Source organism: Dietzia sp. NPDC055343, from assembly GCF_053645265.1.
Genome location: NZ_JBSHMJ010000036.1, coordinates 1 through 25,640, shown reverse-complemented (window position 1 = coordinate 25,640; position 25,640 = coordinate 1). Strand labels below are relative to the sequence as shown.

The 25,640-nt window shown below is 69.1% G+C and carries 25 protein-coding genes and 1 tRNA gene; 19 read left to right on the top strand and 7 right to left on the bottom strand.

Annotated elements, in window-relative coordinates:
• The first annotated feature begins 3 nt into the window (after positions 1–3).
• Genes ACWIE7_RS15090 through ACWIE7_RS15055 form a run of 8 tightly spaced genes read left to right on the top strand, consistent with a single transcriptional unit; the run spans position 4 to position 8,773 of the window.
• Entirely contained in the window at positions 4–1,242 is a 1,239-nt protein-coding gene (locus tag ACWIE7_RS15090) for an MCE family protein (protein ID WP_454058288.1), read from the top strand.
• On the top strand, positions 1,239–2,294 hold the full coding sequence (locus ACWIE7_RS15085) for an MCE family protein (protein WP_454058287.1): 1,056 nt from the start codon (positions 1,239–1,241) through the stop codon (positions 2,292–2,294). Before ACWIE7_RS15090 ends, ACWIE7_RS15085 begins: the two co-directional genes overlap by 4 nt.
• Positions 2,287–3,438, top strand: coding sequence for an MCE family protein (locus ACWIE7_RS15080; protein ID WP_452099537.1), 1,152 nt, complete (start codon positions 2,287–2,289; stop codon positions 3,436–3,438). The genes ACWIE7_RS15085 and ACWIE7_RS15080 overlap by 8 nt, the downstream gene beginning before the upstream one ends.
• Positions 3,435–4,700 (top strand): MCE family protein, encoded by a 1,266-nt coding sequence (locus ACWIE7_RS15075; RefSeq protein WP_454058285.1) that lies wholly within the window; start codon positions 3,435–3,437, stop codon positions 4,698–4,700. The genes ACWIE7_RS15080 and ACWIE7_RS15075 overlap by 4 nt, the downstream gene beginning before the upstream one ends.
• An 8-nt stretch (positions 4,701–4,708) precedes the next feature.
• Positions 4,709–5,947, top strand: coding sequence for an MCE family protein (locus ACWIE7_RS15070; protein ID WP_454069796.1), 1,239 nt, complete (start codon positions 4,709–4,711; stop codon positions 5,945–5,947).
• Positions 5,944–7,362 carry an MCE family protein gene (locus ACWIE7_RS15065; RefSeq protein ID WP_452099534.1) on the top strand — a complete coding sequence of 473 codons (1,419 nt, stop codon included), beginning with the start codon at positions 5,944–5,946 and terminating at the stop codon, positions 7,360–7,362. The genes ACWIE7_RS15070 and ACWIE7_RS15065 overlap by 4 nt, the downstream gene beginning before the upstream one ends.
• Positions 7,362–7,904 (top strand): hypothetical protein, encoded by a 543-nt coding sequence (locus ACWIE7_RS15060; protein WP_452099533.1) that lies wholly within the window; start codon positions 7,362–7,364, stop codon positions 7,902–7,904. The genes ACWIE7_RS15065 and ACWIE7_RS15060 overlap by 1 nt, the downstream gene beginning before the upstream one ends.
• Positions 7,901–8,773 (top strand): hypothetical protein, encoded by an 873-nt coding sequence (locus ACWIE7_RS15055; RefSeq protein ID WP_454069794.1) that lies wholly within the window; start codon positions 7,901–7,903, stop codon positions 8,771–8,773. The genes ACWIE7_RS15060 and ACWIE7_RS15055 overlap by 4 nt, the downstream gene beginning before the upstream one ends.
• A 31-nt stretch (positions 8,774–8,804) precedes the next feature.
• Here the strand turns inward: ACWIE7_RS15055 and ACWIE7_RS15050 are convergent, their stop codons facing one another.
• The 3 genes from ACWIE7_RS15050 to ACWIE7_RS15040 form a co-directional block, all read right to left on the bottom strand.
• Positions 8,805–10,253, bottom strand: coding sequence for an alpha,alpha-trehalose-phosphate synthase (UDP-forming) (locus tag ACWIE7_RS15050; RefSeq protein WP_452099531.1), 1,449 nt, complete (start codon positions 10,251–10,253; stop codon positions 8,805–8,807).
• A 56-nt stretch (positions 10,254–10,309) separates the two neighbouring features.
• Positions 10,310–10,492 carry a hypothetical protein gene (locus tag ACWIE7_RS15045; RefSeq protein ID WP_452099530.1) on the bottom strand — a complete coding sequence of 61 codons (183 nt, stop codon included), beginning with the start codon at positions 10,490–10,492 and terminating at the stop codon, positions 10,310–10,312.
• Between the two features lie 75 nt (positions 10,493–10,567).
• On the bottom strand, positions 10,568–11,950 hold the full coding sequence (locus tag ACWIE7_RS15040; protein WP_452099529.1) for a threonine/serine ThrE exporter family protein: 1,383 nt from the start codon (positions 11,948–11,950) through the stop codon (positions 10,568–10,570).
• 135 nt (positions 11,951–12,085) lie between these two features.
• On the opposite strand from ACWIE7_RS15040, the gene ACWIE7_RS15035 reads away from it, so the two are divergent.
• Together ACWIE7_RS15035 and ACWIE7_RS15030 are read left to right on the top strand one after the other, a co-directional pair.
• Positions 12,086–12,158 (top strand) — tRNA-Thr (locus tag ACWIE7_RS15035).
• 43 nt (positions 12,159–12,201) lie between these two features.
• The gene (locus ACWIE7_RS15030; protein WP_454058283.1) at positions 12,202–12,567 is read left to right on the top strand and encodes an META domain-containing protein; all 366 of its coding nucleotides are present in this window, start codon (positions 12,202–12,204) and stop codon (positions 12,565–12,567) included.
• A 1-nt stretch (position 12,568) separates the two neighbouring features.
• On the opposite strand, the gene ACWIE7_RS15025 is transcribed toward ACWIE7_RS15030, so the two are convergent.
• Complete coding sequence (locus ACWIE7_RS15025) at positions 12,569–12,838, bottom strand: hypothetical protein (protein ID WP_454069792.1); 270 nt, start codon at positions 12,836–12,838, stop codon at positions 12,569–12,571.
• Between the two features lie 69 nt (positions 12,839–12,907).
• On the opposite strand from ACWIE7_RS15025, the gene ACWIE7_RS15020 reads away from it, so the two are divergent.
• Together ACWIE7_RS15020 and ACWIE7_RS15015 are read left to right on the top strand one after the other, a co-directional pair.
• Entirely contained in the window at positions 12,908–13,321 is a 414-nt protein-coding gene (locus tag ACWIE7_RS15020) for a nuclear transport factor 2 family protein (RefSeq protein WP_454069790.1), read from the top strand.
• Between the two features lie 18 nt (positions 13,322–13,339).
• Complete coding sequence (locus ACWIE7_RS15015; RefSeq protein ID WP_452099525.1) at positions 13,340–13,732, top strand: nuclear transport factor 2 family protein; 393 nt, start codon at positions 13,340–13,342, stop codon at positions 13,730–13,732.
• Positions 13,733–13,743: 11 nt separating this feature from the next.
• Here the strand turns inward: ACWIE7_RS15015 and ACWIE7_RS15010 are convergent, their stop codons facing one another.
• The gene (locus ACWIE7_RS15010; protein WP_452099524.1) at positions 13,744–14,172 is read right to left on the bottom strand and encodes an HIT family protein; all 429 of its coding nucleotides are present in this window, start codon (positions 14,170–14,172) and stop codon (positions 13,744–13,746) included.
• A 128-nt stretch (positions 14,173–14,300) separates the two neighbouring features.
• Here ACWIE7_RS15010 and ACWIE7_RS15005 point away from each other — a divergent pair, with 128 nt between their 5' ends.
• The 3 genes from ACWIE7_RS15005 to ACWIE7_RS14995 all read left to right on the top strand — a co-directional run bounded on the left by ACWIE7_RS15005 (position 14,301) and on the right by ACWIE7_RS14995 (position 18,600).
• Entirely contained in the window at positions 14,301–15,032 is a 732-nt protein-coding gene (locus ACWIE7_RS15005; protein ID WP_454069789.1) for a TetR/AcrR family transcriptional regulator, read from the top strand.
• A 79-nt stretch (positions 15,033–15,111) separates the two neighbouring features.
• Complete coding sequence (gene purD / locus ACWIE7_RS15000; RefSeq protein WP_454069787.1) at positions 15,112–16,368, top strand: phosphoribosylamine--glycine ligase; 1,257 nt, start codon at positions 15,112–15,114, stop codon at positions 16,366–16,368.
• 303 nt (positions 16,369–16,671) lie between these two features.
• Positions 16,672–18,600 carry a calcineurin-like phosphoesterase C-terminal domain-containing protein gene (locus tag ACWIE7_RS14995; protein WP_454069785.1) on the top strand — a complete coding sequence of 643 codons (1,929 nt, stop codon included), beginning with the start codon at positions 16,672–16,674 and terminating at the stop codon, positions 18,598–18,600.
• 60 nt (positions 18,601–18,660) lie between these two features.
• On the opposite strand, the gene idi is transcribed toward ACWIE7_RS14995, so the two are convergent.
• Together idi and ACWIE7_RS14985 are read right to left on the bottom strand one after the other, a co-directional pair.
• The gene (gene idi, locus ACWIE7_RS14990) at positions 18,661–19,209 is read right to left on the bottom strand and encodes an isopentenyl-diphosphate Delta-isomerase (RefSeq protein ID WP_454069783.1); all 549 of its coding nucleotides are present in this window, start codon (positions 19,207–19,209) and stop codon (positions 18,661–18,663) included.
• A 74-nt stretch (positions 19,210–19,283) separates the two neighbouring features.
• Positions 19,284–20,441, bottom strand: a complete 1,158-nt coding sequence (locus ACWIE7_RS14985; protein WP_454069782.1) for an acyl-CoA dehydrogenase family protein — start codon at positions 20,439–20,441, stop codon at positions 19,284–19,286.
• A 191-nt stretch (positions 20,442–20,632) separates the two neighbouring features.
• Here ACWIE7_RS14985 and ACWIE7_RS14980 point away from each other — a divergent pair, with 191 nt between their 5' ends.
• The 4 genes from ACWIE7_RS14980 (at position 20,633) to ACWIE7_RS14965 (ending at position 25,477) form a co-directional block, all read left to right on the top strand.
• Positions 20,633–22,264: an AMP-binding protein gene (locus ACWIE7_RS14980; RefSeq protein ID WP_454069780.1), complete on the top strand. Its 1,632-nt coding sequence runs from the start codon at positions 20,633–20,635 to the stop codon at positions 22,262–22,264.
• A 179-nt stretch (positions 22,265–22,443) separates the two neighbouring features.
• Positions 22,444–24,069 carry an SLC13 family permease gene (locus ACWIE7_RS14975; RefSeq protein ID WP_454069778.1) on the top strand — a complete coding sequence of 542 codons (1,626 nt, stop codon included), beginning with the start codon at positions 22,444–22,446 and terminating at the stop codon, positions 24,067–24,069.
• A 35-nt stretch (positions 24,070–24,104) separates the two neighbouring features.
• Positions 24,105–25,280: an aminotransferase class I/II-fold pyridoxal phosphate-dependent enzyme gene (locus tag ACWIE7_RS14970; RefSeq protein WP_452099516.1), complete on the top strand. Its 1,176-nt coding sequence runs from the start codon at positions 24,105–24,107 to the stop codon at positions 25,278–25,280.
• Between the two features lie 53 nt (positions 25,281–25,333).
• Entirely contained in the window at positions 25,334–25,477 is a 144-nt protein-coding gene (locus tag ACWIE7_RS14965) for a hypothetical protein (RefSeq protein WP_230930956.1), read from the top strand.
• The last annotated feature ends 163 nt before the right edge of the window (positions 25,478–25,640 follow it).

The following is a 25,640-nucleotide window of genomic DNA, read 5'->3' as shown; positions in this document are numbered from 1 at the left end:
GATATGGCGAGGACGGTGAGCCAGAGCGACACGGTGCCCAAGCGCATCGCGGCCGCGGGCCTGGCGTTGTTCATCGTCGTGGTGGTCGCGCTGTCCCTGCTCCTGTTCGTCCGGGCATTCGACAGTCGCGTCCCGATCACGGTGCGAAGTGACCGCGCGGGACTGGTGATGGAGGAAGACGCCAAGGTCCGCTCGCGCGGCGTGGAGATCGGCAACGTCACCCGGATCACGCAGGAGTTCGACGGCGCGACCCTGGATCTCGAGGTGGATCCTTCCGCGCTCGAGGCCATCCCCGCGAACTCCCCGGTCTCCATCGGGTCCAACACCGTGTTCGGCGCCAAGTCCGTCGACTTCCAGGCCCCTGCCACACCGGACGCGGCCACCCTCGCTCCCGGCGCCGTGGTCCAGGCCACCAACGTCACCACCGAGGTCAACACCCTGTTCCAGGACCTGTCCGATCTGCTCCTGGCGATCGAGCCGGAGAAGCTCAACGCCACGCTCGGCGCGATCTCCGGGGCCGTCGACGGGCGGGGCGAACAGGTCGGGCAGACCATCACGGACCTCAACGCCTACCTGGAGGAGATCAATCCGCAGATCGAGACGCTCCAGCGCGACCTCGCCAAGGGCTCGCGGGTGGCGAACCTCTACGCGGACGTCACCCCGGACGTCATGCGGATTCTCGACTCCGGTACCGACGTCGGCGCCAACATCGTCAACAACCAGGCCCGCTTCGAACAGCTGCTCGCCTCCGCGATCGGCACCGGCGAGACCGGCAAGCGGTTGCTGAGCGAGAACGGCGACCAGCTGGTCAAGGCGCTGTCCGACCTGCGGGCCTCGACCAGCCTGCTCGGCGAGTACTCGCCCATGCTCACCTGCCTGATCGTCGGCCTCAACCAGGGCGTCGAGGGCGCCGGGCAGGCGTTCGGTGCGTCCAACCAACCGGGCCTGACTTTCAAGGCCGGCTTCCAGCAGGGCGCGCGAGCCTACGAGTACCCCAAGGACCTGCCTAAGGTGAACGCGAGCACCGGCCCGAACTGCTACGGCCTGCCATTCCCCGACCCGAGCGTCCACGCGCCGTTCGTCGTCACCGACACCGGCTCCAACCCCGTGGAGGGAATGCCCGACGTGTTCACCTCGCGACCCGGTCCGCTCTTCGGCCCGCTTCCGTCGACCGAGCCCGGAAGGCCCGCGCCGCCCACACTGCTGCAGGTCATGCTCGGCATGGACGGAGGGAACCCGTGAGCGCCGGGCGCGCGGCAGCGCGCGCGGGCCGGGTTACCGCGGTCAAGCTCGGGATCTTCACCACTGTGATGGCCCTGGTACTGGCCGGGCTCGTCGTGGTGTTCAGCGAGTACCGCTCCGGCGACTTCGAGCGATATAACGCGCACTTCACCGACGTCTCAGGGCTCGAGTCCGGCGACAAGGTGCGTATCGCCGGCGTCGAGGTCGGCCAGGTCGGGAAGGTCGAGCTGGCGGAGGAGAACACCGCCCGCGTCCGCTTCACGGTCGCCGGAAACCAGAGCGTCCACCAGAGCACCGAGGCCGTGGTGCGGTACGAGAACCTGACCGGCGACCGCTACCTCGAGCTCAAGCGCGGAGAGGGGAGCCAGGCTCCGCTCGAACCAGGCGGCACCCTGCCACTCTCGCAGACCGCGCCCGCGCTTGACCTGGACGCGCTTCTCGGCGGATTCCGACCGCTGTTCAAGGCGCTTGACCCCGGGCAGGTCAACCAGCTGTCCGAGTCGATCGTCAAGGTGTTCCAGGGTGAGTCCGGCACCATTCAGGACCTGCTCGCCTCGACGTCGTCACTCACCCAGACCCTCGCGGACCGGGACCAGCTCATCGGCGACGTGATCACCAACCTCAACTCCGTGCTCACCACGGTGGCGGACAACCAGGACAACGTCGACTCGATCGTCAACGACCTCCAACAGTTGGTCTCGGGCCTGGCAGCCAACTCCGAGCCACTCGCCGAATCCGTGAGCCGACTCAACGACTCGAGTGCCAACATGACCACCCTGCTCGCCGATGTTCGCCCGTCTCTGAAGGAGGACATCGCGCAGATCGACCGCGTGGCGACCCTGATCAATGACGACGAGGAGTTCGTCGAGAACGTCATCAACCGCCTGCCGTCGGACTTCGAGAAGATGGGCCGCCTCGGCGTCTACGGCAGTTTCTTCCAGTTCTACCTCTGTGGCGTCATTGTTCGAATCACTAACCCGGCCACCGGCAATGACCTCTTTCTTCCGCAGTATGAGCAGACGACGGGACGGTGTGCGTTCCCCGATGAGTAAGAAGAACAGTGACGGCGCGCCCCCCAAGGCGCCTCGCGGACAGCTCCGTTTCCGGGACCGTGACCCGAAGGTCATCGGCGTCTGGGGCGCGGTCGGCGTAGTGGCTCTGATGGCGGTCTCGCTGAACTACGACCGGATCCCCTACATCAACGGCATGCATGGCGCGACGGTCTACGTGGCCGACGCCGCCGGGCTCAACACCGGCGACGAGGTCCAAGTGGCCGGCATGCGCGTCGGCTCCGTCCGGAAGCTCCAACTCGACGGTGACCGGGTAAGGGTCAAGTTCGATATCGATACCGACGTCGACCTCGGCGCCGACACGTCGGCGCAGATCAAGACGGACTCGATCCTCGGCCGGCGTGCACTCGGGATCTTCTCCGACGGTCGCGGCGAACTCGAGGACCGTACGATCCCGATCGATAGGACGTCCGTTCCGTACTCTCTGACCTCCGCCCTCGGTGATCTCAGCGACACGGTCGAGGCCATGGATACTGACTCGGTGCAGGACGCGCTCGACGTGCTGGCAGAGACCATGGAGGACTCCTCGCCGGAGGTCCGCGGCGCCATCGACGGCATCACACGGCTGTCCCGTTCGCTCAACGAGCGGGATGAGGCCGTCCGCGACCTACTGGACAAGGCGGCCGGGACCACCGACGTGCTGGGTCAGCGCAGCGACCAGATCAACCAGCTCATGGTCGACGGCAATGTCCTGTTCACCCAGCTCGACATGCGTAAGCGCGCGTTGAGCGAGCTGATCGTCAACATCGACGAGCTCGCCCGGCAGCTGTCGGGGCTGGTGCAGGACAACGAGGCCCAGATCGGCCCGGCGCTCGACAAGCTCGAGCAGGTGTCCGATCTGTTGATCCGGAACAAGGAGGACATCGATCTCGGCCTGCGCCGGATCGTGCCGTTCTCCACTGCACTCAGTGAGGCCGTCTCCTCCGGCCCGTGGTTCAACGCCTACGTGTCCAACCTGTCGCTGGGCCAATACCAGCAGACGATCCTCCGCGACCTCATGCCGCTCATCGATGACCGCGTCCAGCCTGAGCCCGGGCTGGTCACCGAGCCCACAATTCCCGGCGTACCGGGGCTAACGACGATGGACGAGTTCCCCGGCTGGGGCGAGAAGAGGTTGCCGCGATGAACCGATTCCTGCCGGGCACCGCCGCGAAGGTGGTCGCCCTGATCGCCGTGGTGGCCCTGATCGCGGGAGCCGTGTGGATCTTCTCCGGTCGGACCAAGACGATCACCGCGTTCTTCCCGTCCACGCAGGGCGTCTACGCGGACGACACCGTCCGTGTGCTCGGCGTCGAGGTCGGCCGCATCACCGACATCGCTACGGAGGACGGGATGTCCAAGGTCACCATGAAGGTCGCCCACGACGTCCCTGTGCCGGAGGACGCCAACGCCCTGCTCGTGGCCCAGTCGCTCGTCGCCGAGCGGTTCATCCAACTCACCCCGGCCTACACCGGCGGCGAGGAGATGCCGGACGGCGGCACCATCCCCGTCGAGCGCACGGCGGTCCCGGTCGAGTGGGACGGCGTCAAGGAGCAGCTCATGAAGCTGTCCACCGCGCTGAGCCCCGCCAAGGGGGAGAAGACCGGCCCGCTCGGCGACTTCGTCGACTCAGCCGACGCGATGTTCGAGGGCAACGGCGCCGACATCCGCGACGCGCTCAATGAGGTCTCACACACCATGTCGATCCTGTCCGACGGTCGCGAGAACCTCTTCACCACGCTGAAGAACCTCCAGCTGTTCGTCACCGCGCTGTCCCAGAGCGAGGAGCAGATCGTCTCCTTCGGCGGCAAGCTCGCCAGCGTCTCGCAGGTGCTGGGGGACCAAACCGAGGATATCGACGCCGCCCTGCGCGACCTCGATCTCGCGGTGATGGACATCAACCGCTTCCTCGAGAACAACGGGGAACGGCTCTCCGTGGGCGTCGACAAGCTCGGCCGCGCCACCCAGGTGATCCGCGACCGCCGAGCCGATCTCGAGGGCATCCTCCACGTCGGCCCCACCGCCATGGCGAACTTCTACAACATCTACCGCCCGTATCAGGGCACACTCAACGGTGTACTGGCGATGAACCAGATGGCCAATCCGACCAACTTCATCTGCGGCGCCATCGCCGGCCTGGCCAACAACACCGCGGAGTCCGACGCGGAGCTGTGCGCCCAATACATGGGGCCGCTGTTCAACTCGCTGACCTCGAACTACCCGTACGGTGTGGTCGCCCCGCCGATCACCCCGACCGCCGAGCCGGACCAGATCTGGGACCTACAGAAGCCGGGCACACAGACGGCGCCGGGCGTCCAGCCCGTCTCGGACCGCCCTGACCCGCTGGTCAACGTGGTCAACAAGGGTGACAACCTCACCGACACCCTGCTCGTGACGGGAGGCGCATGATGAGCGGCATGACCGTACCGACCGGAAGGATCCTCCGTTCGCGGGTCCTCGCTGCCGGCGCGCTCGCCAGCACCGTCCTGCTCGTCGGGACCGGTTGCGCGTGGGACGGGCTCAACTCGCTCCCGCTGCCCGGAGCCGAGGGCAAGGGCGACGGCGCCTACGAGGTCACCATCGAGATGCCCAACGTCACCACCATCACCCGGAACTCACCGGTCCGGGTCAATGACGTCAATGTCGGCTCCATCGCGTCGATGAGGGTCGAGGACTATACCGCAATCGTCACCGTCTCACTCAACGAGGAAGTACGGCTCCCGGCCAACGCCTACGCCAAGATCGGGCAAACCAGCCTGCTGGGTTCGCAGCACCTCGAGCTGTTCCCGCCACCGGACGGCAGCGCGGAGGGGACGCTCGCGGCAGGTGATGTCATCCCCATCGAGCGTGCCGGTGTCTACCCGACCACCGAGCAGACGCTCTCGGCACTGTCGGTGGTCCTCACCGACGGTGGCCTGGCGCAGTTCGAGACGATCTCGCAGGAGCTCAACACCGCCCTCGACGGCCGTCAGCTCGACGCCAAGGAGGTCATCACCCAGCTGGAGACCACCGTCAGCGGACTCGACGACCAGCGCGCCGACATCGTCGCCGCGATGGAGGGACTCGACCGGCTGGCCCGGCAGATCGACGAGCAGAACGACACCCTCGCCCGTGCTCTCGCGCAGATGCCCGAGGCAGTCGGTCTGATCAACGACCAGAAGCAGCAACTGACCACCGCCCTGGTCTCGCTCGGCGACTTCGGAAACAAGGCCAACCAGATTATTGACGCCGGCGGCGGACAGAACCTGGTGGCGAACCTCCGCGACCTCACGCCGGTGCTCGAGGGACTGGCCAACTCCGGCCGCGATATGACCCGGGTGCTGAGCACGCTCATCACCTTCCCGTTCCCGCAGGCTGGCATCGACAACTTCCTGCGCGGTGACTACGCGAACCTTTATATCGACGCAGATCTCACCAATCCTCGTCTGGAGGAGACGTTCCTGCTGGGTACCGAGTTCGGTAATCGCATGGCCGGCCTCGAGGGCTACGTGGGGCTTGCTCCCGGGTCGGTGGTCAGTCCCGACCCGTTCTCCTTGGACGTGCCCCGGCCCGACGCGGACGTCGAGAACCCGGACGCCGGGAACCCGCCCGTCAGTGGGCAGTCGGCCGACGACCCCGGCGGCCCCGCCGCACCGACCGAGGAGGCCCCCCGATGACCCGGCTCGTGAAGATCCAGCTGACGATCTTCTCTGTGGTCACCGTCGTGGCGTTGCTGGTCATGTCGGTGGTGTACCTCCAGGTGCCTCGTGCGCTCGGCTGGCAGCGCACGGATGTCGCACTAGAGATGCCGGACACCGGCGGCCTGTACCAAAACTCCAACGTCTCCTACCTCGGTAAGACCATCGGCCGTGTGGACTCCGTGACGCTCAAGCCCGGCATGGTCGTGGCCGAGCTCCACTTCGACTCCGGTGCCGACGTGCCCGAAAACGTGCGTGCCGAGATCCGCAGTGTGTCCGCGGTGGGCGAGCAGTTCGTCGAGTTCGTGCCCGAGGGGAAGCCGGAGGGCCGCATGGCCGACGGCACCGTGATCGGCGAGGACCGCGTCGACATGCCGCAGAGCATCGGCCCGGTCCTCGACCAGGCCACCGTTCTCATGGCGTCGATCGATGATGCCAAGATGCGGCGGGTCATCTCCGAGTCGTTCGACGCGTTCAACGGATCTGCCCGGGACCTGCAGCAGTTCCTGGACTCCGCGCAGCTGCTGCTGGAGGAGGCCCAGCGCAACTCGGGAGTCACGCGTCAGCTCATCGAGGACGCGGAGCCGGTGCTCGACTCGCAGTTGCGCTCGTCCGACTCGATTCGCGCCTGGACCCGGAACATCGCCGACATCACCGATCAGCTGCGTGAGAACGAACCCCAGGTGACGTCGTTGATCCAGCGCGGCCCGGACGCACTGGGCCGGGCCACCAAGGTGCTCAACGAGCTTCAGCCCACGATGCCGGTGCTCGTGGCCAACCTGGTCAGCGTGGGTGAGGTCGGCGTGGTCTATAACCGTTCGATCGAGCAGCTGTTGGTGATCTACCCGGCGCTGGTGTCATCGCTTATCACCGCGATCGAAGGGGCCCGCGAATCCGGCCAGATCAAGGTGGACTTCAACCTGCAGATCAACGAGACCCCGCCCTGCACGACGGGGTTTCTACCAGCAGAAGACCGGCGGTCCCCGGCCGATCTGTCGGTGCCGCCCCTGATCAACGGGATCTACTGCAAGGTGCCGATGGACTCGCAGATCGCCGCACGAGGTGCACGCAACCTGCCGTGCATGGAGTTCCCGGGGCGTCGGGGAGCCTCCCCCGAGGAGTGTCGCGCCGGCAACTACGTGCCCGAGGGCCATAACCCGCCCAACACCAGCGAGGTCGGGCCGCCCGGCAACAACCCCAATGCCTACAACGTCGTGCCGTCGTCCACCTCGGGCGAGCCCGAGATCCGTACCTCCGCCGCGGTGTACGACGCCGAGACGGGCGAGTACTTCGGCGCCGACGGCAAGACGTATCGTCAGCTGAACCTCGGTACCGAGAGCCGGCTCGCCGCGGACGCCGACCTGGCTGACATCCTGACGAACGGAGTGACCTAGTGCCACAGTCTGACCAGACCCCCACCGATGGTGGGCGGACCGGACTGATCGTGGTTTCGGTGATCGCGGCCCTGTGCCTCGTCGCGGCGGTCGTCGCGGCCGGGCTGTGGGTGAGTGAGCGGAACGAGGCGGCCACCGTCCGTGCCGACCGCGCCTCGTCCGCAGAGCTCGACGCGTCCTACCGTGACTTCGCGACCGACGTCATGACCAAACTCATGACCATCCGGCAGGAGACATTGTCGGCTGATGTGGACGAGATCGTCGGACTCATCGAGGGCGACTTCTCCGAGCAGTTCGCCCCGCGCCGCGACTCGTACGAGGACGTCGTCACCACCACCAACGTCGTGGCCGACGGCGCGGTGTCCGCGGCGGCGGTCGAGCACTCCTACCCCGATCGAGCCGAGGTGATCATGGCCATCGACCAGACCATCGGCAATCCCAAGGCCGAGGACAACCAGGACCGCCAGTACCGCGTGCGCGTCACGGTGAACCGCCATGACGACGGTGTGATGAAGGTGTCGGGGGTGAACTTCATCCCGTGAGTGAGTCAGACGACAAGACAACCGAGACGAACGTCCGCGCCGCCCGCCGCGCCCAGCGCGAAGCCGAGCGTGCAGCTCGAGCCCAGCGCAAGGCCGATGCCGCGCGCCAGCGTGCGATGGAGGCGGCCCGGGCCGGCGGCCTCTTCGAGGGAATGGAGGCGTCTCCCGGCGGAGCAAGCGGAGCAGGCGCAGCAGGCGGAGCCGCGGCAGGCGTCGCCACCGCCGCGGGCGCAGCGACCACCCCGTCAGCCGCCACCCCGTCCGCATCTACCGCGGCGGCATCCGCCACGCCCGGCGACTCCGCTGACCCGGCGGCCCCCACGGCGAACGTGCGAGACACCCCGGCCCGCGAACCGATGGACCCGGCCCGCCAGCGGGCGCTGACCAGGATTCTGGCGGCGGTGTCGGTGGTCCTCGTCGTCGTCGCGGGGTTGGCCACCTGGCAGTACGTCGAAGCCCGTGAGGCCACGGCGGCCGAGGAGCAGATCGCGAACGCGCCGACCGCGGCCACCGACGCGGCGCGTGAGATCGCCACCCAGATGTTCACCTACGACCACCGCACCGTCGACACGGATCTGGCCGCCGTGCGGCCCGGCCTCACCGAGCCGGCGCTCGGCGAGTTCGTGGAGCAGTCCATGCCGACGGTCGCCTCGGCGGCCAAGCAGCAGGAGGCCACCGTCTATGCGACCGTCGCCGCCGCGGCACCGCAGGACGTGGTCGACCAGGACAACGTCACCGTGCTGGTCATGCTCAACCGCATGGTCTCCACGAAGGATGCCCCCGAGGCCGCCAGTTCGGCGTCGCGGCTGAGCCTGGAGATGAAGCGCGAGGGCGACACCTGGAAGCTGGCCAAGCTCAACGCCCTGTGACGCGGGCGGCCGGAGAAACCGGCCCTGTGACTCAGGCGTTCGACGTGGCGTCGAGGGTCGTGAAGAAGCGGCGCGCCCACGCGTGGACGTCGTTGCCCAGGACCTGACGCCGTAGCGACCGCATGCGGCGGCGGCGCTCCTCGCGCGGATCGTCGATCGCGGACATGATGGCGTCCTTGACGCCGTCCAGATCGTGCGGATTGCACAGGTAGGCCTGGCGAAGCTCATTGGCGGCGCCGGCGAACTCGCTGAGGACGAGCGCGCCCTCGCCGTCGGTGCACGCGGCCACGTACTCCTTGGCCACGAGGTTCATGCCGTCGCGCACGGGCGTGACCAGCATGACGTCGGCGGCGGCGTAGAACGCGGTGAGCTCCGACTTGGGCACGGGCCGGTGGATGTAGGTGACGACCGGCTGCCCGATCTCGCCGTACATGCCGTTGATGCGGCCGACCGACTCCTCGATCCGCGACCGCATGATCTGGTACTGCTCGACGCGCTCACGGCTCGGCGTGGCCAGCTGCAGCAAAGTCACCTCGGACGGGTCGAGGCGCTCCTCCTCGATCAGCTCCTCGAGCGCGCGCAGCCGCACGTCGATGCCCTTGGTGTAGTCGAGTCGGTCTACGCCCAGCAGGAGCACGCGTGGGGAGCCCACCTCCTGGCGGAGCCGGTCGGCGCGGACCAGGGTCTCGCGGCCGCGGGCACTGCGGTCGACCGCCGCCGAGTCGATGGAGATGGGGAACGCGCCGACCCGCACCATGCGGTCGTCGACCCGGATCTCGGCGGCCTTGGTCTTACTGGAGGTCAGGCGCACCGACGGGTGTCCGCGCAGTTTGTTGGCGAGGATGCGGAAGTTGTCGGCCCCGCCGGGCAGGTGGAAGCCCACCAGGTCGGCGCCGAGCATGCCCTCGACCAGCTCCGCGCGCCACGGCAGTTGCATGAACAGCTCGACGGGCGGGAACGGGATGTGGAGGAAGAACCCGATGGTCAGATCGGGTCGCAGCTCGCGCAGGAGTCGCGGGACGAGCAGGAGTTGGTAGTCCTGGACCCACACGGTGGCGCCGGGGGCCGCCGCGGCGGCGGTGGCCTCGGCGAAGCGGGTGTTGACGTCGCGGTAGGCGTTCCACCATTCGCGGTGGTACTCGGGCGGAACCACGACGTCGTGGAACAGCGGCCACAGGGTGGCGTTGGAGAAACCCTCGTAGTACTGCGAGATGTCCTCGGCGGACAGCTGGACCGAGTGGAGCCGGATGCCGTCGGAGTCGAACGGCTCCGGCGCGGCGTCGGGGACACCGGGCCACCCCACCCAGGCACCGTGGTTGGCCCTGAGGATCGACTCCAGGGCGGTCACGAGACCGCCGGGGCTGGCCTTCCAGTGCTCGGTGCCGTTGGCATCGCGGACGAGGTCCACGGGGAGCCTGTTGGCGACGACGACGAAGTCGGCTCCCGCATCACCTGGGGTCATGCCGGAATCGCGTGTCACTCGTCTGCTCCCTGTCCGGTCACCGTCGGGTACTGCGCTCGCTGAGCTGCTGCCGCTTACTCGGCGACAGCAGGCTCGGGCGTCTCGGGCCCGATGCCGAGCATGTCGAGGAGCATGCGGCACTCCTCGGCGTCTTTGGAGTAGGAGGCCACGACGAGGCGGGCCTGGTCCGCGGTCTCGTCTGCGACCGGCTCCAGGTCGTCGATCTCGGTCTCTTTGCTGTCGGCGGCGGCTGCCATCGATGTCCTCCTGTGGTCGGGGTCGGACCGCCGGCGCCCGGCGTGGGGCGCGGAAGTCCTCCTGCCGATCCTACGTCACTGGTCGGCGGCTGCCGACCGGCGGAGATTGCGGGCCATCCACTCGCCGAAGACGATGCCGGCGGCCAGTGCCAGCGCGATCGCCAGCGCCGTGAACATGAGGCCGAGACCGACACCGGTCTGGTCGCTCGTCAGAGCCGACAGGCCGCGGTAGACGGAGAGGCCGGGCAGGAACGGGGTGATGCCGGCGATGGTCACCACCAGCGGCGGGACGGTCGCGATACGGGCGAGGATGCCGCCGACCAGGCCCATCGCGCATGCGGCGAGGGCGGAGCCCACCACGATGTCGAACCCGGCGCCCAGAACCGCCTGGTAGATCGACATCCCCAGGGCGCCGACGCTCGCGGCGAGAAGGGTCGCCCGCACGGTGGCGTAGCTGGCCACCGCGAATCCGGCCGCGCCGACACCCGCCGCGAGGATCGCCACGTGTACCGCGGCGTCGCCCTGGATCGCGGGGTCGATCGGGGGAGGGGAGAAGCCGAGGCGGCCGAAGAGCGCGAGCGCGATGGTGATGCCGCCCAGGACGCCGCCGGTGAGGATCAGCGTCTCGACCCCGCGGCCGGCCGAGGTGACGGGGAAGCCCGTGATGGCGTCCTCGATCGAGCCGACGAGTGTCAGTCCGGCGAGGAGGACGATGATTCCCGCGGCGACGAGTTGGGATGGTCTGACCTCGATGAACGCGCCCGCGACGAGGACGAAGGCGGCCAGTGCCCACGCGGTGGCGATGAAACCGCCCACGACCTGCTGGAAGAAGGTCGGCAGTCGCATCCCGTCGAGGAAGCGGTTGGCGTACATCAGGGCGAACGTCGACACCATCGACAACAGGCCTGCCAGCGGGGTGCCACCGAGCTGGATGACGACCGCGCATCCCAGCATCGCCCAGCCCAGCACGGCCACCCGGAACGAGTGCGGGTGTGGGGACTCGATGATCTTCTCGACCTCGGCCGTGGCCTGGTCCACGGTGAGCTGACGGCGCACGATGAGGTCGATCAGCCGGGCGACGCGTGTCACGCGGGTCATGTCGACCGTGCGGTAGTTGACCACCCGGATGACCGACAGCGGAGGGCGACCGCGCCGACGGTTCACGCCGATCGTCAACGATGTGAACGTCACCTCGACCGTCGCGCCGGGAAGACCGAACGCCGCGGCCACGGACTCGGCCTGCGCGACAGTGTCGGCCGCGCCTTCACCGGAGGACAGCAGGATGCCACCGATCTCCAGGGCGAGGTTGAGTACGTCGGTGACGGCGCCGTCGTCGTCGAGATCCACCGGCGCCATGGGCGACAGCGGCGGCTCCGCCGCAAGATCCATCGCGGACTTGCGGACACCCAGCCACGCCAGTGGGCGGGTGAACCGGGAAAGGGCGTCGCGGGTCTCCACGTAGGGACACGGTAGTCGGGAGCGGCGGCGGTGGTCAGGTTAGGATGATCCCTGATCGCCGAGTACGCGACGGGTTCGCACCCGCCGGGCTTCCCGCCCGGGGATCCGGGCGTCCGTCGCGTGGTCGTAGGTCGTGCTGGAGTGGCGCAATTGGTAGCGCACCCGACTTGTAATCGGGCGGTTGCGAGTTCAAGTCTCGTCTCCAGCTCTCGTGCCGGTGGCCGTACCGGCGGCAGGGGACAGGAGCTCCCATGAAGCGCGCACTGGTGGCCGGCGCCGCGGTCATACTCGGGGTCATGGTCCCACTCTCCGGATGCGCTTCGTTCGACCCGCCGAAGGGGCCGTCTCCCGTCGGCATCTGGGGAGAGCCTGACGGCCCCCATCTGGACCTCGGCGAGGACGGCCGGCTGTCCGGCTCCGACGGCTGCAACCGCCTCATGGGCACCTGGGAGGCCGAGGGCCAGACTGTCGAGTTCGTGGGGGTGGCCACCACGATGATGGCGTGCCTCGACGTCGACGACTGGCTCAGCCGCCTGCACACCGGCACGGTGGACGGCGACGAGATGACGATCTTCAACATCGACGGCGGGGAGATCGGGCTGCTCGCCCGGCAGTAGGTCAGTCCGAGGCGAGCCTGCCGATCGCGGCCCATGCGCCCTCGATGCGGCCCCGCGCCGCGCGCAGTGCCTCCTCGGCCCCGGCGAGGTCGCCGAGCGCGGCCGCAAGCGACTCGTCCGTCGACCACGAGGAGCCGGAATCGACGCGCAACTCAGCTGGGTCCCAGGCTTCGCTCGCGGCGCGGATGAGTGCGAGATCGTCGGCGAGAACCGCTATTGTTCTGGCGATTTCGCCCATCTGTGGGTAGAGGTCCTGAGGTCGGGAGGTCATCGTGGAGGTACCTCGGAGGTCGGCGGGTAGGATGCTCTCATCAATGCTCGAATCGAGTACTGCTGACGTGTGACGAGCATCGACCATATCCAGGGAGCGGGGCCCGAGATGGACCAGTCGGCCACTGATATCGCGACAGCCTGGATGAGGGCCGTCGTCTCGGGTGACGCGGACACGGCGATCGCGTTGTCGTCGTCGTCCATCGTCTACACCACGGGGCACGTACGTCACTACTCCGGTCACCAGGGGATCCACGACATCGTCTCGGATTTCGACCGGCTGTCCGGGATCCTCGAGGTCGCCGTCGAGGGCGAGATCCTGGAGTCCGACGGGGTGGTCGCCCTGCGTCGGATCGAGCGGTACCTGCTGCCCAGCGGCGGGATCGAGATCCGCGGATGCTCGTTCGTGGAGGTCGAGGACGGCCTCGTCACGCGGTGGTCGGACTACAAGAGCATGGAGTCCATCGACTCGGTCGCCGGGTAGTGGACGAAGGAGCGAGGGATGAGTGACCGACAGATGTCCGAACGCGGCCCCGCCGACGTGGCGCGCGCGCTCGTCGACGCCGCGTTCTCGGGGAACTACGAGGCGGCCGCCGCATGCTGCACGCCCGACCTGGAGTTGCGGATCGAGGGGATCCAGACCGTGCACGGGCACGAGGGGCTGCGGCACGTCATGGAATTCAACGGCGAGGTCTCGACCGACGTCAGGGTGACGATCCACCACGTCCTGGCGGCGGGGGACACCGCGGCGCTCAACCGGACCACCCATCTGACCATCGGCGGCCGGGCCCTCGCGCTCGAGGTGGGCGCGTTCTTCGAGTTTCGCGACGGTCTGGTGTGCCGGTGGGTCGACTACCAGGACATGAGAATCGTCACCGACGCGCTCGGGCACTGAGGGCTCAGGGCTCAGGCCTCGGGGACGAACTCGCCGTAGCCCAGCTCGCGCAGTGACCGGCGGAGGGTCTCGGCGGCGGCGTCGGACTCCTCGGCCGGGGCGTCGGGATCGGCCAGCGACAGGTCGAAACCGGACATGTCGTTCGCGGGGAAGACGTGGATGTGCGTGTGTGGCACCTCGAAACCGGCGATGAGGTAGCCCGCGCGGGACGCACCGAACCCGCTCAGCACGGCCTTGCCCACGGCCTGCGCGACCTCGTTGAGCCGCGTCAGCAACGCGGGCTCGAGGTCGGTCCAGCGGTCCACCTCGGCCCGCGGAACGACGAGGGTGTGCCCGGGCGCGACCGGCGCGATGGTCAGGAAGGCGACCACCTCCGGGTCCTGCCAGACGAACCGGCCCGGTAGCTCACCGGCGATGATCTTGCTGAATACCGTCGACATGACTCCCAGCCTACGGACCCGTGCCCGCGCTTCCGGCGGGCTCGTGGCAACAAGTGGTCTAATGGGTTTTATATGGCCCCGCTCACGGGCGGAGGCCGCATGTCACAGCGAAGAGAAGGAGCGTCGCAATGATCGAGGCTCAAGTTCCCACAGCGGCGGACGCCGCGAAGGCGGCTCCAGTGAACGAGGGTGGCAAGAAGAAGTCCTACCACCACGGGGACCTGCGCAACGCCATCATCCTCGAGGCCACGGCCCGGGCCCGCGAATCCGGTGAGAAGGCGATCGTGCTGCGCGAGATCGCCCCCCGGATCGGTGTCTCGGCAACGGCCGCGTACCGGCATTTCGCCAACCGGCAGCAGTTGGTCGAAGAGGTCTCGGGGAGAGGCTTCGCCGCGATGCGTGACCGTATCGCCGCGATCGAGCCGACGACGGCGACGACCGATCCCGTGCTGGCCGCCTACATCGACCTGCGCAACGCCGCGATCGCGGTCGTCGGTTTCGCCGTCGACGAGCCCGCCTGGGCGAGGATGATGCTCGAGACCCTCGGCGTCTCGTCCGTCGTCGCCGAGTCGGGCATGTCGGTGCGCGAGGTCATGCAGGACATCGTCGATCGCGGTATCGACGAGGGCGCCTTCATGCCCGGACTGCGTCTCGACGGCCAGCGGGCCATGTGGGCGGCGATCGACGGGCTGAGCGCGCAGGCGATGTTCGGGGTCCACCCCATGGACACCGAGAGCGCCGGCCAGGCGATCGCCCGCACCCTCGACCTGTGCCTGACGGACCTGCTCACCGAGCGGGCCATCCAGGCCCGGGCCGCGGTCGACCTGCCTGCCGGGATCATCACCGACGCGCGGATCTGAACCTGCCCGGTCCCGGATCCCGGGGCGATCCGGCCGGGCCCGGGCAGGGCGACGAGGTCGCGGCGCTACTGTAGGCGCTGTGCGCATTCTCGTGATCGGATCCGGTGCCCGTGAGCACGCCCTTCTCGTCGCCCTCGCGGCCGACCCGGTGGTGACGGAGCTCCATGTCGCGCCGGGGAACCCCGGCATGGCCCAGGCGACCAGTCATGACGTCTCGGTGACGGACCCCGCGGCGGTCACCGCGCTGGCCCGCCGGGTCGGCGCCGAGCTCGTCGTCGTCGGACCCGAGGTCCCCCTCGTCGCCGGCGTCGCGGACGCCCTGCGCGCCGCCTCCATCCCGGTCTTCGGGCCGTCCGCCGACGCGGCACGCATCGAGGGATCCAAGGCGTTCGCCAAGGACGTCATGGCCGCCGCCGGCGTGCGCACCGCGCGCGCCGAGATCGTCGACTCGCCTGCGGACCTCGATGAGGCCCTCGACCGCTTCGGCCCCACCTGGGTGGTCAAGGACGACGGCCTGGCCGCCGGCAAGGGCGTCGTGGTGACCGGGGACCGCGCCGCCGCCCACGCCCACGCGCTGGCCTGCCTCGACGACGGCCACCCGGTCCTGCTCGAGTCCTTTCTCGACGGCCCCGAGGTCTCCCTGTTCTGCCTCGTCGACGGCGAGACTGTCGTCCCGCTGCTGCCCGCCCAGGACCACAAGCGCGTCGGCGAGGGCGACCGCGGCCCCAACACCGGTGGCATGGGCGCCTACACCCCGCTGCCGTGGCTGCCGGACGGCATGGTCGACCGGATCGTCACCGAGGTGTGCGAGCCCGTCGCCCGCGAGATGGTGGCACGCGGATGTGACTTCTCCGGGCTGCTCTACGCCGGGCTCGCGATCACCTCCAACGGGCCCGAGGTCGTGGAGTTCAACTGCCGCTTCGGCGACCCCGAGACCCAGGCCGTCCTCGCGCTGCTCGAGTCGCCTCTCGGGCAGACCCTGCACGCCGTGGCCACCGGCACGCTCGCCGAGCAGCCGCCGCTGGTGTGGCGCGACGGCGCCGCGGTGACCGTGGTGCTGGCCGCCGAGAACTACCCGGGCGTGCCGCGTCGCGGTGACCTCATCGAGGGCGCCGAGCAGCCGGGCGTGCTGCACGCCGGCACCGCCCGCGACGCCGACGGCCACCTGGTCTCCGCCGGCGGGCGCGTGCTGTCGGTGGTCGGCACCGGCGCCGACCTGGCCGCCGCCCGCGCCGAGGCGTACCGGATCCTCGACGGGGTCGGGCTGGCCGGAGGCCACTTCCGGCGTGACATCGGCCAGGCCGCCGAAGAGGGACGCATCAGCATCCCCGGCTGATCTCGGCTCGTCCCGGGCGTCTCCTGATTGCCTCCCGGCCCGCCCCGACTCGCCCGCCGGGAGGCAGGTTCACTGAATCCTTATTTCCACGCGCCGCCGGGATTTCACAATGTGGTCACACCAGTCCACTATGTGGAGCCCGGCGGCGATCGCTGATCGGTCATCAACGCTATGTGGCCACGGTGATCACGGGTGGACGGTTCGTGTTCAGGTTCGTGCCCCCGTGGCGACACTTCGATGTTCCGCCCGCTCCCTACGGTTCGACTTCGCAAGAAGCACTTCACTTTTCCTGAAGGAGAACCGATGTATCTGCAAGCGAACCGTGCAGGCGCCGCGCGCCTCGCCGGGGTTCGAATCGCGGTGGCCGGGGTGTCGGCCGTCGCCGCGGTCGGGCTGTCCGTCACGCCCGCCATGGCCCAGGACGGCGGGAGCCTGCCCCTCGGATCGGTGAGCGGGGCCGACGGGTCGAGCGGATCGCTCACCGGCTCGCTCGGCGACCTTCTCCCCGGCGGACCCGGCGGGCCCGGCAACGACGGCCTCTACGCCGGAGGCGTCCAGGTGGTCGACGGCGAGGCCGAGAATCCGGAGATCCTCACAGGTCAGGTGTTCGACGACGCCAACAAGAACTCGCGGATTGACGGTGGGGAAGCCGGCATTCCGGGGGTCAGCGTCTCCAACGGCCTCGACGTGGTCCAGACCGATGCCGAGGGCCGCTACGAGCTGCCGGTCCGCGGCGACTTCACCGCGTTCGTGACCCAGCCGGCCGGCTGGCAGGTGCCGGTCGACGAGCAGAACTTCGCCCAGTTCAGCTACAACCACTACCCGGAGGGCTCGCCGGAGCTGGAGTTCGGCGGCCTCGAGCCGACCGGAGATCTTCCGAAGGCCGTGAACTTCCCGATGGCGGCCTCCGGGGCCACCGCGGCTGCCGAGCAGTCCTGCGCGATCGCCTCGGATACCCAGGCCTACGACATGGAGGAGATGGAGTACGCGCGCGCCGGCGCGATCGCCGACCTCATGGCCCGCGACGACTACGCGGGTTGCGGCCTCCTGCTCCTGGGCGACAACGTGGGCGACGACCTCGCGCTGAACCCTGCGCTCAAGGACTCTTACGCCGCGGCCAACGGCCCGGTGCGCGCCATCCCGGGTAATCACGACATGGACTTCGATGCTGCGGGCCCGGAGAACTCCGTCGACACCTACCGGCGCGACTTCGGCGCCCCGTACTACTCCTACGACGTGGGCCAGACGCACTTCGTGGGCCTGTTCAACGTCATCTACAACGGCGCGTCGGCCGATGGCGGCAACGGCGGATACGCCGAGGCGATCACCGACGAGCAGCTCGAATGGCTCCGCAACGATCTGGCCACCGTGGACGAGAACACACCGATCGTGGTGGCCGCGCACGCCCCCATCGTCAGCTACACGGGGGTCGTCACCGACAACGCCAGCGAGCTCTACGAGATCCTGGCCGACTACCCGAACGCCGTGACCGTCGGCGGCCACACCCACACGCTCGAGAATCACATCGCGGGCGATCAGCGCGCGGAGTGGGCGGACGCGGGGATCCCCGAGCTGACCCACGACCAGGTCGTGGCCGGCGCGGTGTCGGGTTCCTGGTACTCGGGTGAGCTCAACGACGACGGCGTGCCCTACTCCTACACCTCGGACGCCGCCGAGCCGGGCGTACTGACCTTCGAGTTCGACGGCACCGAGCGGTCCGAGTACTACACCGTCCGGGGCGAGCCGCAGGACAAGCAGTTCCTCACCGGGGTCAACAGCCCCACCTGGCGCGCGTGGGCCGAGGAGGCGCAGCAGTGGCAGGACGACGACAAGGCGGGCGAGGGCCCCGGCCCGATCGCGACCGACACCGTGTCGCTGGAGGACGTCCGCTCGGGCGAGGCCTGGATCTCGACCAGCTTCTTCGCCGGCTCCACCGCTGCCGACGTGAGCTTCTCACTGGACGGCGGCGAGGCGACCGAGGGCACGCACACGCAGCCGGCGACTGGTGAGGCGCTCAACAAGGGGTGGGAGTTCACCGACCCGGTCTCGGCCACGCACAACCTGTCGAGCAGCGGAGCGATGGCGCAGGCGAGCCCGCACGTGTGGCGGTTCGACCTGCCGTCCGATCTCGAGGCGGGCGAACACACCGTCGAGATCAGCGGGATCGACCGGTACGGCGTGACCTACACGGACACGCTCACCTTCACCGTCGATGCGGCTGCCGCCGAGTAGCCGGCGCTGAACCGCCGGCGCGTGGTGGGCCCGGCCGGCCGGAGGTCACGCGGGTGGCGCTCAGCGGGAGTAGAGCGCCATCCGCGGAACCTGCGCCACCATCCACGGGCTGAACGCGAAGGGCGTGGCGTCGACGGCGGCGCGCACATCCTCGGGGCGGACCCAGTGGTGGGCGCACACCTCGTCGGGATGCGGGTTCAGGTCAGCGCGGATGCGGGCGGTGAACACCGGGCAGATCTCGTTCTCGACCACACCGGAGTCGTCGACGGCGCGGTAACGGAAATCGGGGATCGCGGGCTCGATCGAGTCGACCCGCGTGCCCAGTTCCTGCTCCGCCCGGCGCACGATCGCCTCGGCCGGGTCCTCGCCGGGCCCGGGGTGGCCGCAGAACGAGTTGGTCCAGATCCCCGGCCAGGTCAACTTCCCCAGTGCGCGTCGGGTCAGCAGGACACGCCCGTCGTCGTCGACCAGATGGCACGAGAAGGCCAGGTGCAGGGGGGTGGCGTCGGTGTGGATGACCGCTTTGTCGGCGGAACCGACGGGGGTGCCGTCCTCGTCGAGCAGAACGACGTACTCGGCGGAGGCGGGGGAGTCAGAGTGCGGGGGCATGCGGCCCACCATAGGCGCAGGGCGGGGCGCGCAGCCGACCGCGCGTCCCGCCCCGGGGTGCCGGGCTCAGTTCGTCATGCCCGGTCCGTCATTCCACGCGCGATCACCAGGCGCTGGATCTGGTTGGTGCCCTCGAAGATCTGGGTGATCTTGGCCTCGCGCATGTAGCGCTCCGCCGGGAACTCGCGGGTGTAGCCGACGCCGCCGAGCACCTGGACGGCGTCGGTGGTGACCTTCATGGCCGCGTCGGTGGCGGTGAGCTTGGCGATCGACGCCTCGCGCGAGTACGGGCGGCCGGCGTCCTTGCGGCGCGCGGCATCCAGGTAGGTGGCGCGGGCGGAGCCGACGGCGGCGGCCATGTCGGCGAGCAGGAAGCCCAGTCCCTGGTGGCCGATGATGGTCTTGCCGAACGCCTCGCGCTCGTTGGCGTAGGCCACGGCGTCGTCGAGGGCCCGCTGGGCGATGCCGGTCGCGACCGCGGCGATCCCGAGGCGGCCCGAGTCCAGGGCCGAGAACGCGATCCGCAGGCCGTCGCCCTCGGCGCCGATCAGTCGGCCGGCGTCGACCCGGGCGCCCTCGTAGGACGCGGTGGTGGTGGGCACGCCGTTGAGGCCCATCTTGTCCTCGGGCTTGCCGAAGTGCAGGTTCTCGGTGTCACGCGGCACGAGCAGGCAGGAGATGCCGCGCGAGCCCTCGCCGGTGCGCAGGAAGGTGTTGTAGACGTCGGCGATCCCGCCGTGGGTGATCCACGATTTGGTGCCGGTGACCACGTACTCGGCGCCCGGGCCATCGCCCCGGCGCTCGGCCCGACAGCGCAGCGCCGCCGCGTCGGACCCGGCCTGCGGCTCGGACAGCGAGTACGCGCCGATCTGCTCACCGGCGAGCAACCCGGGCAGCCACTCGGCCTTCTGCTCGTCGGAACCGGCGGTGGCCAGCGGGAAGCAGGACAGCCCGTGCACGCTGGTGGCCACGGCGACGGCGGCCCAGCGCGCGCCGAGCTCCTCGAGCACCTGCAGGTAGACCTCGTACGGCTGGTCGCCGCCGCCGAATTCCTCGGGGTAGGGCAGGCCGAGCAGCCCGACCTCGCCGAGCTGCGCGAACAGCCCCTCCGGGTAGGTGTGGTTCCGCTCGTGCTCTGCGGCGATCGGCTCGAGCAGCTTGTCCGCTACGTCGCGGGTCATCTCGAGCAGCTCGTAGGCCTCGTCGGTGGGGAGCAGTCGGTCGACGGCCATGGGGTCCTCCGGGGGCGTTCGGTAGTCGTGCGGGCACAAACAGCGTGCATGCGAAAACAGATAGATGTTCCATTAGAGTGCACCGCCAGACTGCACCGGCGTCGCCGCGGCGGGCCAGCCCCGAAACCGGGGGTGCCCGTCGGTGGGTGGTGGTGGCGCAGTATCCGGCCACTCGACCAGAATCGATGGGTATGACCCAGAACACCGCGTCCACGCCCCTGTCGCCGGAGCAACTGCTGGCGATCTACGACGTCCCCGGCGCCAGTGCCGCGGAGTTCCTCTGCGACCGGCATGACCCGGAGGCCGTGGCCTTCACGGTCATCGACGCCGATCTCTCCGGCCGCGACATCACCTACAGCGAACTGCGCACCGAGAGTGAGAAGGTCGCCGCAGCGCTGGCCGACCTCGGGGTGTCCGAGGGCGACCGGGTGGCCACGCTGATGTCCAAGTCGGCGGACCTGGTGTTCACGCTCGTGGGCATCTGGCGCCTGGGCGCCGTCCACATGCCGCTGTTCACCGCGTTCGCGTGGCCCGCGATCGAGATGCGCATCAACGGCGGCGACGCCAAGGTGATCATCTCCGACGCCGACCAGCGCGGGAAGATCGAGAAGGCGGACGTCCCGGTGGTCGTGGCCGGGCTCGCGGACTGCCCCGAGGCCCGCGAGGGCGACCTGGACCTGGCGACCATCATCGCCGCCCAGGAGCCCGGCCGCCCCGCCGCGGTCACCGGCCCGGACGCCGGCATGGTCATGCTCTTCACCTCCGGCACGACCGGCACCCCGAAGGGCGTCGTGGTGCCTGTCCGCGCGCTGGCCGCATTCCACCAGTACATCGAGACCGGTCTGGACGTGCGTGCCGACGACGTCTTCTGGAACGGCGCCGACCCGGGCTGGGCGTACGGCCTGTACTACGGGATCCTCGGCCCGATGGCGGTCGGCCGGCGCAGCCTCCTGCTGCACGCGCGCTACTCGCCGGAGTTGGCGTTCGCGGTGCTGCAGTTCTTCCACGTCACCAACTTCGCCGCCGCGCCGACCGTCTACCGGACGATGCGCGCCAAGGCCGACATCGCCCCCGCGGACGTGAAGCTGCGCCGCGCCTCGGCCGCGGGCGAGCCGCTCACCCCCGAGGTGATTGACTGGTCGATCGAGCAGTTCGGCGTGGAGGTCCGCGACCAGTACGGGCAGACCGAGCACGGCATGTTCATCATCAACCCGTGGCACGACTCGCTGCGGGAGGACGTCCGCCCCGGCTCGATGGGTGTGCCGTTGCCGGGGTGGACCTGCGCAGTCCTCGCCGCCGACGCCGACGTGCCCGCCCCGGCGGGCGAGCTCGGCCGCGTGGCGATCGACGTGCCCGCGAGCCCGCTCATGTGGTTCACGGGCTACCACGAGGCGCCCGAGAAGACCGCCGAGCGGTTCAGCAAGGACGGGCGCTGGTACTACACCGGTGACGCGGCCAAGCTCGACGACGACGGGCACTTCTACTTTTCCAGCCGCGACGACGACGTGATCATCATGTCCGGCTACCGCATCGGCCCCTTCGATGTGGAGTCGGTCCTGGCCAAGCACCCGGACGTCCTCGAGTCGGCGATCATCGGCGTGCCCGACGACCTCGCGGGCGAGGTCCTGGAGGCGTACGTCGTGCTACGGGACGGGGTGGAGGGCGACGACGACAAGGCCGCCGAGCTCCAGAAGTGGGTCAAGACCGAGTTCGCGGCGCACGCGTTCCCCCGCAGGATCCACTTCGCACGCGAGCTGCCCAAGACCCCCTCGGGCAAGATCCAGCGCTTCCTGCTCCGCAAGGAGCGTTCGGGCCAGAACTGAGCAGCGCGCTACTCGCCGGGCGTCATTTTTCGCAGTGACGGCGACAGAACGTCGGTGGCGGCCAGCGTGCCCCGGCGGTCGTCCTGTAGGTGTGGTCCGAATGTGGGCCCGGCCTGCAGACCGCTACCGTAGAGCCGCCCTGCACCGGGTAGGACGGTGAGGCGGACAAGGGAGACGAGATGGCCGAACACGACGACGGGAACGACGATCGCAAGATCGTGTTGGCCCCGCACCTACAGGGACTGGAGCCGGACCCCGACCGGGGTGCCGAGATCGACCAGCGGTCGCCGGGCGAGCTCGACGAGGCGGTGCCCCGCAGCGAGTTCGTCCGCTCGGTCGTCGGGGTGGTCGCGGGCGTGGCGGCAGCTCTGTTGGTCTACTTCGTCATGCCGGGCGACCTCGAGCACAACGCGCGGCTCACCGCCGCCGTCGCCGTCCTGTTGGGGATCTGGTGGATGACCGAGTGTCTGCCCATCCCGGCGACCGCGCTCGTGCCCCTCGTCGCGTTCCCTGTGTTCGGCACCGACATCACGGTGGACGACGTCGGCGCCGAGTACGGGAACAACATCATCTTCCTGTTCATGGGCGGGTTCCTCATCGCCATCGCGATGCAGCGGTGGAACCTGCACAGACGAATCGCGTTGCTCACCGTGCGCGCGATGGGGACCCGGTCCACGAGGGTGGTGGCCGGGTTCATGATCGCCACCGGCTTCCTCAGCATGTGGGTGTCCAACACGGCGACCGCGGTGATGATGCTGCCGATCGGTGTCTCCGTGCTCATGCTGGCCTCCGAACTCGGACGGGAGGCCACGGCGGATGACGGCTCCGGGGCGTCCATGGACGAGGCTGCCAAGACCGTCATCCGGTCCAACTTCGGCACCTCGCTCATGCTGGGCATCGCCTACGCGGCCTCCGTCGGGTCGCTGGCGACCATCATCGGTACCCCGCCCAACACCCTGCTGGCCGGTTACCTGGAGACCGAGTTCGACATCGTCCTGGGCTTCGGACGGTGGATGCTGGTGGGCCTGCCGCTCGCCGTGGTCATGCTGGTGTTCACGTGGTTCCTCCTCACCAAGGTGCTGTTCAAGCCCGAGCTCGAGGAGATCCCGGGCGGCCGCGAGCTGTTCGACGACGAGCTCCGCAAGCTCGGCACGACCTCGTCCGGGGAGAAGCGCGTCCTCGTGGTGTTCGTCGCGGCGGCCGTCGCCTGGGTGGCGATCCCGCTGGTGTGGGAGACCCCGCCCGTCACGGACGCGGGAATCGCGCTGATCGCCGGCCTGCTGCTGTTCCTGCTGCCCGCCGGAACGGCGCGTGGGGTTCGGCTGCTCACCTGGAACGCGGCCCTGGAGCTGCCATGGGGCGTGCTGTTGTTGTTCGGCGGCGGCCTCGCGCTGTCCGCGCAGTTCTCCGCCTCCGGCCTCACCGTGTGGATCGGCGAGCAGGCCGCGGCGATGGGGGCGCTACCGATCGTCCTGCTGGTCCTCGTCGCGGCCGGCGGGGTCCTGATTCTCACTGAGCTCACCAGCAACACCGCTACCGCCGCGACGTTCCTGCCGGTGGCCGGTGGCGTCGCCATCGGTCTGGGTGTCGACCCGATGCTGCTGGCCGTGCCTGTCGCGCTCGCCGCGAGCTGTGCGTTCATGCTTCCCGTGGCCACTCCGCCCAACGCGATCGCCTACGGATCGGGGTACGTGACGATCGGGCAGATGGTCCGGGGCGGGATCTGGCTCAACCTGTTCGGGCTGGTGGCCATCACCCTGGTCACCATGACGCTGCTGGTGTGGGTGTTCGGGTTGACTGTGTAGCCACCGCCTCGAACGCGGACGCTAACGTCTGTGTCATGTCCGCCTTCCGCGAGCCCTCCCGCCGCTCGGCCGTCGAGCCGTTCCACGTCATGAGCGTCCTGGCCGCCGCGGCCCGCCGGCAGGAGACCCACGGCGATGTGATCTCCCTCTGTGCCGGGCAGCCGTCGACACCGGCACCCGGCCCGGTGCTGGCGGCCGCGCATCACGCCCTCGACACGGAGATCCTCGGGTACACGGAGGCGCTCGGGATCCGCCCCCTCCGCGAGGCGATCGCGACGTATCACCGGCGACGGGACGGCGTGGACGTGACCGTCGACGACGTCGTCGTCACCACCGGGTCCTCCGGCGGCTTCACCGTGCTCTTCCTCGCCGCGTTCGATGCTGGCGACACCGTGGTGATGGCGCGTCCCGGCTATCCCGCCTACCGCAACACCCTCCAGGCGTTGGGGTGCCACGTGCGCGAGATCGCGTGCGGGCCCGAGACCCGCTACCAACCGACGGTCGCGCAGCTCGAGGCAGTCACGGCCGACCTCGGCCACGCACCGGCGGGACTGATCGTGGCCAGCCCCGCCAACCCCACCGGCACGATCATCGACTCGGGCGCGCTCGCCGACCTCACCCGCTGGTGTTCGGCGAACGGGACCCTGCTCGTCAGCGACGAGATCTATCACGGGGTCACGTACGGCCGGGAGTGCGCGAGCGCGTGGCAGACCAGCCGCGACGCTGTGGTGATGGGGTCGGTGTCCAAGTACTTCTCGATGACCGGGTGGCGGATCGGTTGGATGCTGCTACCCGAGTACCTGCGCGATCCCGTGGACCGGCTGATCGGCAACCTCACCATCTGTCCGCCCGCCGACGCGCAGTTCGCGGCCGTCGCGGCGTTCACCGAGGCCTCGGCTGCCGAACTCGACGGGCATGTCGAGCGCTACGCCCGCAATCGTGAGCTCGTGCTGCGGCGGCTGGGGGAGCTGGGAGTCGAGGAGGTGGCCCCACCGGACGGCGCGTTCTACGCCTACTTCGACGTGTCGCGCTGGACCGACGACTCCGTCGCCTGGTGCGCCGACGTCCTCGACCGAACCGGGGTCGCGCTCACGCCCGGCGTCGACTTCGACACCGTCGATGGCCGGCACACCGTCCGGTTGAGCTTCGCGGGCAGCACCGACGAGATCGCCGAGGCCATGGTCCGCCTCGAGGCTGTGTTGGTGGATTAGTTCTCAAGGCGTAGCTCACCCCACAGGTTGCCGCGGCGGGCTACCTTCACCCCATGGGTTCCGCAGAGATCATCACCATCGGCGTCTACATCCTTCGGCCGTGGCTACTGCTGCAGGCACCGCTGCCGGTCGAGGAGGTCTACCTCAACGCCTCGCAGATCTTCAACGGGTCCACCGGTGGGTCCATGGTCTCCTGATCGATCCGCTGGCCCCGCCGAACCTCGGTCTGCCTGGTTGCCGCCCACCCTGCGTCGGTTAGAAGGGTGGTGGGTCGGTGAGGTTGTCGATGATGGTTTTGAGTTGGTTTTCCAGGGCGCTGTTGCCGGGTGGGTGGTAGCGGTGGTGGTTTCGGTTCCACCA

Excerpts from the sequence above, each read along its gene's own strand:
- ACWIE7_RS15090 (WP_454058288.1), top strand. The coding sequence starts at position 4 with ATGGCGAGGACGGTGAGCCAGAGCGACACGGTGCCCAAGCGCATCGCG.
- ACWIE7_RS15080 (WP_452099537.1), top strand. The coding sequence starts at position 2,287 with ATGAGTAAGAAGAACAGTGACGGCGCGCCCCCCAAGGCGCCTCGCGGA.
- ACWIE7_RS15075 (WP_454058285.1), top strand. The coding sequence starts at position 3,435 with ATGAACCGATTCCTGCCGGGCACCGCCGCGAAGGTGGTCGCCCTGATC.
- ACWIE7_RS15070 (WP_454069796.1), top strand. The coding sequence starts at position 4,709 with ATGACCGTACCGACCGGAAGGATCCTCCGTTCGCGGGTCCTCGCTGCC.
- ACWIE7_RS15065 (WP_452099534.1), top strand. The coding sequence starts at position 5,944 with ATGACCCGGCTCGTGAAGATCCAGCTGACGATCTTCTCTGTGGTCACC.
- ACWIE7_RS15045 (WP_452099530.1), bottom strand. The coding sequence starts at position 10,492 with ATGGCAGCCGCCGCCGACAGCAAAGAGACCGAGATCGACGACCTGGAG.
- ACWIE7_RS15030 (WP_454058283.1), top strand. The coding sequence starts at position 12,202 with ATGAAGCGCGCACTGGTGGCCGGCGCCGCGGTCATACTCGGGGTCATG.
- ACWIE7_RS15025 (WP_454069792.1), bottom strand. The coding sequence starts at position 12,838 with ATGACCTCCCGACCTCAGGACCTCTACCCACAGATGGGCGAAATCGCC.
- ACWIE7_RS15015 (WP_452099525.1), top strand. The coding sequence starts at position 13,340 with ATGAGTGACCGACAGATGTCCGAACGCGGCCCCGCCGACGTGGCGCGC.
- ACWIE7_RS15010 (WP_452099524.1), bottom strand. The coding sequence starts at position 14,172 with ATGTCGACGGTATTCAGCAAGATCATCGCCGGTGAGCTACCGGGCCGG.
- ACWIE7_RS15005 (WP_454069789.1), top strand. The coding sequence starts at position 14,301 with ATGATCGAGGCTCAAGTTCCCACAGCGGCGGACGCCGCGAAGGCGGCT.
- ACWIE7_RS14995 (WP_454069785.1), top strand. The coding sequence starts at position 16,672 with ATGTATCTGCAAGCGAACCGTGCAGGCGCCGCGCGCCTCGCCGGGGTT.
- idi (WP_454069783.1), bottom strand. The coding sequence starts at position 19,209 with ATGCCCCCGCACTCTGACTCCCCCGCCTCCGCCGAGTACGTCGTTCTG.
- ACWIE7_RS14985 (WP_454069782.1), bottom strand. The coding sequence starts at position 20,441 with ATGGCCGTCGACCGACTGCTCCCCACCGACGAGGCCTACGAGCTGCTC.
- ACWIE7_RS14980 (WP_454069780.1), top strand. The coding sequence starts at position 20,633 with ATGACCCAGAACACCGCGTCCACGCCCCTGTCGCCGGAGCAACTGCTG.
- ACWIE7_RS14975 (WP_454069778.1), top strand. The coding sequence starts at position 22,444 with ATGGCCGAACACGACGACGGGAACGACGATCGCAAGATCGTGTTGGCC.
- ACWIE7_RS14970 (WP_452099516.1), top strand. The coding sequence starts at position 24,105 with ATGTCCGCCTTCCGCGAGCCCTCCCGCCGCTCGGCCGTCGAGCCGTTC.
- ACWIE7_RS14965 (WP_230930956.1), top strand. The coding sequence starts at position 25,334 with ATGGGTTCCGCAGAGATCATCACCATCGGCGTCTACATCCTTCGGCCG.